The organism is Gemmatimonadales bacterium (genome assembly GCA_030697825.1).
Lineage (GTDB): Bacteria > Gemmatimonadota > Gemmatimonadetes > Gemmatimonadales > JACORV01 > JACORV01.
In genome coordinates, this window is record JAUYOW010000029.1 from 1 (window position 1) to 7,797 (window position 7,797).

Sequence of the window (7,797 nt, forward strand, 5' to 3'; positions counted from 1 at the left end):
ACCGTACCCTGATGTCAGGCCTACCGACGGCGTTCAAGGTGCGCTCAGGCCGCCAACAGGGCAAGCTGGCCCGGCGCCCCGGGGCCTATCCGCTTAGGTCGCGCCCGGCGCCCCTCAATCCTGTTTGCCGTAGTGTTTGCCGGTCAGTGCCTGCCAGTGCGGTCAAACAGGGTCCTCGAACGCCAGTGCGGGAGCACGAAACCGCGCTCCCGCACGAGGCCGACAGAGTTAAAAGTCCGTTGCTCTACCAGCTGAGCTACCGGGTCGGACGCCTCAAAGCTGAGCGGCGGTGCCGAGTTCCACAAGCGACCACTCGGCACTGTGACCTCCGACCTTGCGTACCCGCCCCGGGATGGGAACATTGCACCGGTTGAGCCGCGCCGTTCCCGACCCACTCCCTCGCTCGGAGCGAACCCGATGAAACCCGCTTTGGTCCCCGTGCTGCTGGCCGCCGCCGCCCTGGCCGCCGCGTCGCCCGCCCCCGCGCAGAACACCTACCAGCAGCAGATCCGCGCCCAGCTCCTGCGCCACTCGGAACGGGTGCGCGGCCTCGGCTACTCGGCCGATCGCGAGGCCGTGTTCGGCTCGCTGAACGACGACGCGAACGACCAGAAGGCCGCGATGCTCGCGGCCGGCGGCCGATACGTGATCATCGCCGTATGTGACGAAGACTGCTCCGACATCGACCTGCGCCTCTTCGCCCCTGACGGCACGAAGATCATCGAGGACATCGAAACCGACGACTACCCCACGCTCCAGTTCACCGCGCCACTCACCGGTACGTACGGGCTTTCGGTCGAGATGGCCACCTGCCGCCAGAACCCATGCTACTGGGGCCTGCAGGTGTACGCCGCGTCGGGCGGCAAGTAAGCCGCAAGCTAGAACAGATTCCGCTGCAGGACCGGCGTGAAGCTCCGCCGGTGGTGCGGCGTCACGCCGGCGCGCTCGATCGCTTCGCGGTGCGCCGGCGTTCCGTATCCGCTGTTGTGGTCCCAGCCGTAGTCCGGATACCGAACCGCCAGGAGCCGCATCAGCCGGTCGCGCACCGTCTTCGCCACGATGCTGGCGCAGGCGATGGAGAAGCTCTTCGCGTCGCCGTCCACGATCGCCTCGTGAGCCAGCTCCAGTTCCGGGACCGGAAGCCCGTCCACCAGCACCGTGTCCGCGCGGCAGGGGAGCCGCGCCAGCGCGCGCCGCATCGCCAGCGCCGTGGCGCGGCGGATATTCAGCCGGTCGATCTCGCGCGTGCTGGCCGCGCCCACCGCATAGGAGAGGGTGGAAACGATCGCCGCCGCGAGTTGCTCGCGGCGGCGGCTGGTCAGCTGCTTGGAGTCGTTGACGCCCTCGAGTTGCGGCGATTCGGGTCCGACGACGACCGCGGCCGCGATCACCGGGCCCGCCCACGGCCCTCGGCCGACTTCGTCCACGCCGGCCACGTGGCGGCTGCCACGCGCGAAGTACTCCCGCTCGACCTCGAGGCCGAGCACTACTTCTGCTCCCGGTTCTCCTTGATGCGCGTCGCCTTGCCGGTGAGCTTCCTCAGGTAGTAGAGCTTCGCCCGGCGCACCTTCCCCTTCCGCATGATCTCCACCGACGACACGTTGGGCGAGTTCACCGGGAAGATCCGCTCGACCCCCACCCCCGCCGAGATCTTGCGCACCATGAAGGTCTCGTGCATGCCCCCGCCCTTGCGGCCGATGCACACGCCCTCGAACGCCTGGATGCGCTCCTTGTCGCCCTCGCGGACGCGCACGTTCACCTTGACCGTGTCGCCGGGACGGAAGTCCGGAAGATCCGTCCGCAGTCCCTCGCGCTGTAAACTCGCCAGCCGGTCCATATGCCTCACTCCTCCATCAGTGCGCGGTAGCGCGCCCACAAGTCGGGTCGCCGCTCCCTGGTCAGTCGTTCCGCTTCCGCCTGCCGCCACGCCGCGATCCGGGCATGATCACCCGACAGCAGCACCTCGGGCACCTTCCCCCCGCGGTACTCCGGCGGCCGCGTGTACGAGGGCGGCGCGAGCAGTCCGTCGTAGTGCGAGTCGCCCGCCGCCGATTCGTGGTCGCCCAGCGCGCCCGGCAACAGCCGCACCACGGCGTCGATCACGCAGAGCGCCGCGGGCTCGCCGCCCGACATCACGAAATCGCCGATCGACACCTCTTCGGTGGCCAGGTCATCGGCGACCCGCTGGTCCACGTCCTTGTAGTGCCCGCACAGCAGCGTGAGCTGCGCACCCACCGAATACCGCACCGCATCCGCGTGCTCGAACCGCCTGCCGCGCGCCGAGAGCAGTACCACCGGCGGCTCCCGCTCGAGCGCGTCCAGTGCCTCGAAGAACGGCTCGGGCTTCAGGACCATCCCCGCCCCGCCGCCGTAGGGCTCGTCGTCCGCCGTACGGTGACGGTCGTGCGTGTGGTCGCGCAGCGCCACCACCCTGTACTTCACCAGCCCCTTCGCCGCGGCCCGCCCCAGGATGCTGACGGCCAGCGGCGCCGCGAAGAACTCCGGGAACAGCGTGACGACCGTGACGTCGAGCACTCAGATCTCCAGGAGCCCCGCCGGCGGCGTCACGACGACGAGCTTCTTGGCCCGGTCCACCCGCCGCACCACGCCGGCCGTGAACGGGATGAGGTGCTCGCGCGCCGAGCCCTTCACGTTGAGCAGCCACCCCTGCGGCGCCTCGACCACCGCGGTCACGTGCCCGACCGCTTCGCCCTCTTTGGTCTCGACCCGCAGGCCCACCAGCTCGTGCAGGTAGAACTCGCCTGGCTCCAGCGGCCGAGCCTCACCCACCGCCAACCCGAGATAACGCTCGCGAAGCGCATCGAGCGCGTTCCGGTCTTCCATCCCTTCGAAGTGAACGAGCCAGGCGCGGTGATACCAGCGGCTCTTCGTCACTACGACTTCGGCCCCCGTCGGCCGGCCGTCCCGGTCCAGCACCGCGAGGATGCGCCCCACCCGCAACACCGTCTCAGGCTCGTCGGTGAGGGGGTAGACGAGCGCGTCGCCCTTTACCCCGTGCGGCTTCTTCAGGAGACCGACCGCCAGATGGGTCGGCCCGTTCATGGGCCGCTAGGCCCCTTCGACGGGAGGCTTGGGCAGCTCCGCGCCGAAACAGCCCGCCTTCCGCATGATCGACGCGACCGTCTCCGAAGGCGTCGCGCCCTTCTTCAGCCAGGCCATCGCCTTCTCGACGTCGAGGTCGAACTGCCGGCCCTTGGCGCGCGGGTAGTAGTGCCCCAGCATCTCCACGAAACGCCCGTCCCGCGGCGCTTCCGAGTCCGCCACGACGATGCGGTACGAGGGCTGACGCCTGCGCCCTGCTTTGCGCAACCGGATCTTCACTGCCATCTCACACGGCTCCTCTGCCCATTCGCGGCAGACCTTTGAGGCTCCCCATCCCCCTCATGAACTTCCCCATCTCCTTGAACTGCACCAGCAGCCGGTTCACTTCCTGCACCGGCCTGCCCGAGCCCTTCGCGATCCGGGCGCGCCTCGCCCCGTTCAGGATCTCAGGGTGACGACGCTCTTCGGGCGTCATCGAGAGCACGATCGCCTCGACGTGCTTCATCCGCCTGGGGTCCGCCGCCTTCACGGCTTTCATCATGTCGCGGTTCACGCCCGGCAGCATCCCGAGCAGCGACTCCAGCGGGCCCAGCTTCTGCGTCTCCTTCAGCGCCTCGAGGAAGTCCTCGAGGTTCATGCCTTTCTTGGTCGTGGCCTTGCGCGCCAGCTTCTCGGCCTTGGCCTGGTCGAGCGACTGCTCCGCCTTCTCCACCAGCCCGAGCACGTCGCCCATCTGGAGCATCCGGCTCGCCATGCGGTCCGGACGGAACGGCTCGATGGCCTCGAGCCCTTCTCCCACCCCGACGTACTTGATCGGCGCCCGCGTCGTCTCGAAGATCGAGAGCGCCGCCCCACCGCGCGCGTCGCCGTCCATCTTGGTCAGCACGACGCCGGTGATACCGAGGGCGTCGTGGAACCCCTGCGCGATGCGGACCGCGTCCTGCCCGGTCATGCCATCGGCGACGAGCAACACCTCGTGCGGGGGCACCGCAGCCTTGAGCCGAGTGAGCTCGTCCATCATCTCGCCGTCGATCGCGAGCCGGCCCGCGGTGTCCACCAGCACGGTGCGCGCCCGCGCGTGCCTGGCGGCCTCGACGCCGCGCCGCAATATGCCGACCACGTCCGACTGGCCCGGCTCGGCGTGGATGCCGACGTTCACCCGGCCGGCCAGCTCCACGAGTTGGGCGACGGCCGCCGGCCGGTACACGTCCGCCGCCACCAGAAACGGCGCCTTCTGCTCCAACGTAAGGCGCTTGGCGAGCTTCGCGGCCGTGGTCGTCTTACCCGACCCCTGGAGCCCGACCAGGTAGACGATGGTGGGCGGCACGCTGGCGTAGCGGATCGTGGCCGGCTGCCCACCCAGGAGGTGGACGAGCTCTTCGTGCACGATCTTCACCAGTTGCTGGCCCGGCGCCACACTCTTGAGCGCCGGCAGCCCGACCGCCTTCTCCGCCACGCGCTCCGTGAACCCGCGCGCGACATCGAATCCCACGTCCGCGTCGAGCAGGGCCCGGCGGACCGTCTCCAGCCCGTCGCGGATGGCCTCCGCGGTCAAAACGCCGCGCCCTCGGAGCTGATTGAGCGCGGCGGAGAGCTTTTCGCTAAGCTCATCGAACATTAGCCTTTAAAGCTATCGAGACGCTAAGATTCGAGCAACCGTGACCCCACTCAGCCCCGAAGCGACGACCCTACTGGTCCAGGCGATCATCACGATCGGCGTCGGCGCCGTCTCCGGCGGGATCACCAACGCCGTCGCCATCTGGATGCTGTTCCACCCCTACGAGCCGGTCAAAGTGGGGCCGTGGACGCTCCAGGGCGCGGTCCCCAAGAACAAGGACCGGCTGGCCAAGAGCGTCGGCAAGACGGTGGGAGAGCGTCTCCTCACTCCGGAGGACCTGGAGCGCCAGCTGACCGCGCCAGGCCTGCGCGAAGCGTTCGAGAAGACGCTGGGCGATTGGGTGACCAAGGCGCTCTTGAACGAGTACGGCACTGCGCGTGAGCTGCTCCCGGCACCAGTCACCGCTGAGCTGGAGCTAGCGATCGCGAACCTCGCGCCCACCGTCGCCGACCGCTTCGTCGAGTTCGCCGCGACCCCGGCCTTCCACGATGCGGTGCGGGACTTCCTCTCCCGCCAGAGCGCGGAGCTGAAGGACCGCCCGGTGGCGGGCGTGCTCACCGAGGCGCGCCAGGAGTCCATCAAGCAGTGGGCTGCCGGCTGGGTGGACACGCTGGCGCAGAGCGAGGACTTCGAGCGGGCGATCCGCGAGTTCGTCGAGCGACAGGTGAACCGCCTCGCGACCGACCCCGAGCCGCTGCTGGACCGACTCCCGACCGGACTCGTCGCGGCGGTCGAGACGGGGATCCGCGCTTACCTCCCCGTAGCCCTGGAGCGCCTCGCGGGGCTGCTCTCCAGGCCCGACCTCCGCGAGCGGGTGCGGACCACGGTGCACGGGCTGGTGCAGCGCTTCACGAACGATCTGCTCCTCCACGAGCGGGTGATCGCGAAGATCGTGGTCAGCGAGAAGACCATCGGCCGGATCATGGACGCCTTCGAGCGCGATGGCGCCGACCAGATCGGACGGCTGCTCGACGAGCCGGTGATGCGCGACCAGCTCTCGCGCGCGGTCAACGAGGCGGTGGTCGCCTTCCTGCGGAAGCCCCTGCGCGAGCACTTCGGCGGGCTCGACGGCGAGCGGCTCGAAGGCGTCAGGCGCACCGCGGCGGACTACCTGCTCGCCGCCGTGCGCGACGCCAACACCCGCGCCTTCGCGATCGCCAAGCTCGACCAGGCGCTCGAGTCGGCGGAGCGCCGCACTTGGGGCGACCTGCTCGCTCTCCTCCCGCCCAACCAGGCCGCGGACTGGCTCCAGGAGGCGGCGCGCGGCGAGCGGATGCGCGCCTGGATCGCCGAGGGGTTCGCATCGGGCGGCGCCGCGCTCCTCGACCGGCGCATAGGCAGGCCGGCGGAGCTGCTCCAGGAGGACGCGCCCGGGCGCATCGTCGCATCCATGGCGGATCCGATGTGGACGTGGATCAAGCAGCAGGTGCCGATAGTGGTCGCCCAGCTCTCGGTGCGCGAGATGGTCGAGGAGAAGGTGCGCGGGTTCTCGGTCCAGCGGATGGAGGAGATCATCCGCAACGTGACGCAGCGCGAGCTGGACCTGATCGTGCGGCTGGGGTACTGGTTAGGCGGGTTCGTCGGAGCGGTGGCGTTCCTGGTGAATTGGGCGATCGTGGCAGCTAGTCGTTAGCCGTTGGCCGATGGCCGATGGCCTCCGCGAAGCGCCCTAACGGCTAGCGGCTCACTCGCACCTCCGGCACCCGCACCCACCCCGCCCATCCATTCGGCGCGTCGATCAGCCGGACCACGCTCACTCCGCCGATGGTCGCCGGATCCACCTGCCAGTGGCGCGAGCCGGTGCGGCCTCCGGTGCGCGCCCGCTCGCTTCGCGACCAGCCGCTCCGGAGCGCCCGCGCGAAGTCAGCGGCGTCCTGCGCCGTGTCCCACGCGCTCGCCCACAGCACCACCGTGCCGCTCGGCGTGCCACGGACCTCGTAACGGTCGCCGTTCCACCCCGCCGCCGCGGCGATCGCGTCCGGCTCGGCCACGCCCCACGTTTGCAGCGCGACGCGAGTCTCGAACTCCCCGAAGTCATCGTCGTAGATCAGCGTGTCACCGGCCCGGAGCGGAGGGAACGAGAGCCGCACCGGCACTTCGCGCGCGGTGTAGCGGCTGGGGTGCAGGATCTGCTCGGTCGAGATCGGGAGCCGGCTGCCGTACGGCTGCTCGTCGGAGCGCAAGCGCCGCTCGCCGAAGGCCCGCATGAACTCGGCGCCGTTGAGGTAGGGGAAGATCATCCCTTCCTGGATGATCCGCGGCGCGGCCGCGAAGACCGGCATCGCTTCCTGCTGCGAGCGGATCCCCTCGCGAACCCCGTCCCACATCGCCTCGAGGCTCGGCATGTCGGCGCCGGGCGCCAGCGCCAGGATCGAGGCGAGCGTCGCCTGTCCCTCCGCCACCGCCTGGCCGGCCATCTGCCGGTCGTTCTGGCGCTGCAGCTTCACGATCGAGTTGAGCGACATGTACTGGTCCTGGAGCGCGTGGACCAACTCGTGCGCGAGTATCAGGCGCACCATCATCGGCTCCGCGCCCCGGACCAGGAACAGGGTGGACGAATCGGGATCGTAGAAGCCGGCGACCTGCTCGCCGTAGAGGTCCAGCATGAGCCGGCGGAGATCGGCGTCGGCGGCGATCAGTCCGAAGGCCCGATAGGCACGCTCGACGCCGCGGATCTCGGCCGGCGGCATTTCCTGCGCGATCTTGCGCGAGAGATACGCCCGCACCTGGTCCCGGCTCCGCGAGGCCACGATGGGCGGGCGCCGGAAGGTGAGGCCCACCGCGCGCTCGACCGCCGGAATCACGTCCTGGGCGATGCGCTGCACCGCGTCGGTGTCCTGGGCAACGGCAGGCGCACCGGCGCACAGGCCCACGGCCGCACCGAAGAGGAGCGCCTTTCCCGTGCGGCTGTGCGGCTGCGCGGCCGTGCCCGCGGTCTTCAGCCGGCCCACTCGATCCGCTTCCCCACCGCGGCGCTCACGGCCCGAGCCACGTCCGCGCCGCGCACCACGACGCCGAGCTGCTCGAGCCCGCGCCGCAGCTCCTGGTCGAGCCGATCCCGACGCTCGATCATCGTCTCCTTCGGCACCGCGCTCTTCGGCTCGGCCCGACCCGGC

The 7,797-nt window shown here is 69.9% G+C and carries 9 protein-coding genes; 2 read left to right on the forward strand and 7 right to left on the reverse strand.

The features are described 5' to 3' along the window. Positions 1–417: 417 nt before the first annotated feature. Positions 418–870: a hypothetical protein gene (locus Q8Q85_01240; protein MDP3772872.1), complete on the forward strand. Its 453-nt coding sequence runs from the start codon at positions 418–420 to the stop codon at positions 868–870. Positions 871–878: 8 nt separating this feature from the next. Here the strand turns inward: Q8Q85_01240 and Q8Q85_01245 are convergent, their stop codons facing one another. The 6 genes from Q8Q85_01245 to ffh are packed head-to-tail and all read right to left on the reverse strand — an operon-like array spanning position 879 to position 4,681. After that, positions 879–1,487, reverse strand: coding sequence for a ribonuclease HII (locus tag Q8Q85_01245; GenBank protein ID MDP3772873.1), 609 nt, complete (start codon positions 1,485–1,487; stop codon positions 879–881). Then, the gene (gene rplS, locus Q8Q85_01250) at positions 1,487–1,837 is read right to left on the reverse strand and encodes a 50S ribosomal protein L19 (GenBank protein MDP3772874.1); all 351 of its coding nucleotides are present in this window, start codon (positions 1,835–1,837) and stop codon (positions 1,487–1,489) included. Before rplS ends, Q8Q85_01245 begins: the two co-directional genes overlap by 1 nt. A 5-nt stretch (positions 1,838–1,842) precedes the next feature. After that, positions 1,843–2,535: a tRNA (guanosine(37)-N1)-methyltransferase TrmD gene (gene trmD / locus Q8Q85_01255; protein ID MDP3772875.1), complete on the reverse strand. Its 693-nt coding sequence runs from the start codon at positions 2,533–2,535 to the stop codon at positions 1,843–1,845. After that, on the reverse strand, positions 2,536–3,063 hold the full coding sequence (gene rimM, locus Q8Q85_01260) for a ribosome maturation factor RimM (protein ID MDP3772876.1): 528 nt from the start codon (positions 3,061–3,063) through the stop codon (positions 2,536–2,538). A 6-nt stretch (positions 3,064–3,069) separates the two neighbouring features. Further along, positions 3,070–3,348: a 30S ribosomal protein S16 gene (rpsP, locus tag Q8Q85_01265; GenBank protein ID MDP3772877.1), complete on the reverse strand. Its 279-nt coding sequence runs from the start codon at positions 3,346–3,348 to the stop codon at positions 3,070–3,072. Between the two features lies 1 nt (position 3,349). Continuing rightward, positions 3,350–4,681 carry a signal recognition particle protein gene (gene ffh / locus Q8Q85_01270; protein MDP3772878.1) on the reverse strand — a complete coding sequence of 444 codons (1,332 nt, stop codon included), beginning with the start codon at positions 4,679–4,681 and terminating at the stop codon, positions 3,350–3,352. A gap of 40 nt (positions 4,682–4,721) precedes the next feature. On the opposite strand from ffh, the gene Q8Q85_01275 reads away from it, so the two are divergent. After that, positions 4,722–6,314: a DUF445 family protein gene (locus Q8Q85_01275; protein ID MDP3772879.1), complete on the forward strand. Its 1,593-nt coding sequence runs from the start codon at positions 4,722–4,724 to the stop codon at positions 6,312–6,314. A 43-nt stretch (positions 6,315–6,357) separates the two neighbouring features. Here the strand turns inward: Q8Q85_01275 and Q8Q85_01280 are convergent, their stop codons facing one another. Continuing rightward, on the reverse strand, positions 6,358–7,632 hold the full coding sequence (locus Q8Q85_01280; protein ID MDP3772880.1) for a hypothetical protein: 1,275 nt from the start codon (positions 7,630–7,632) through the stop codon (positions 6,358–6,360). Positions 7,633–7,797 lie beyond the last annotated feature (165 nt).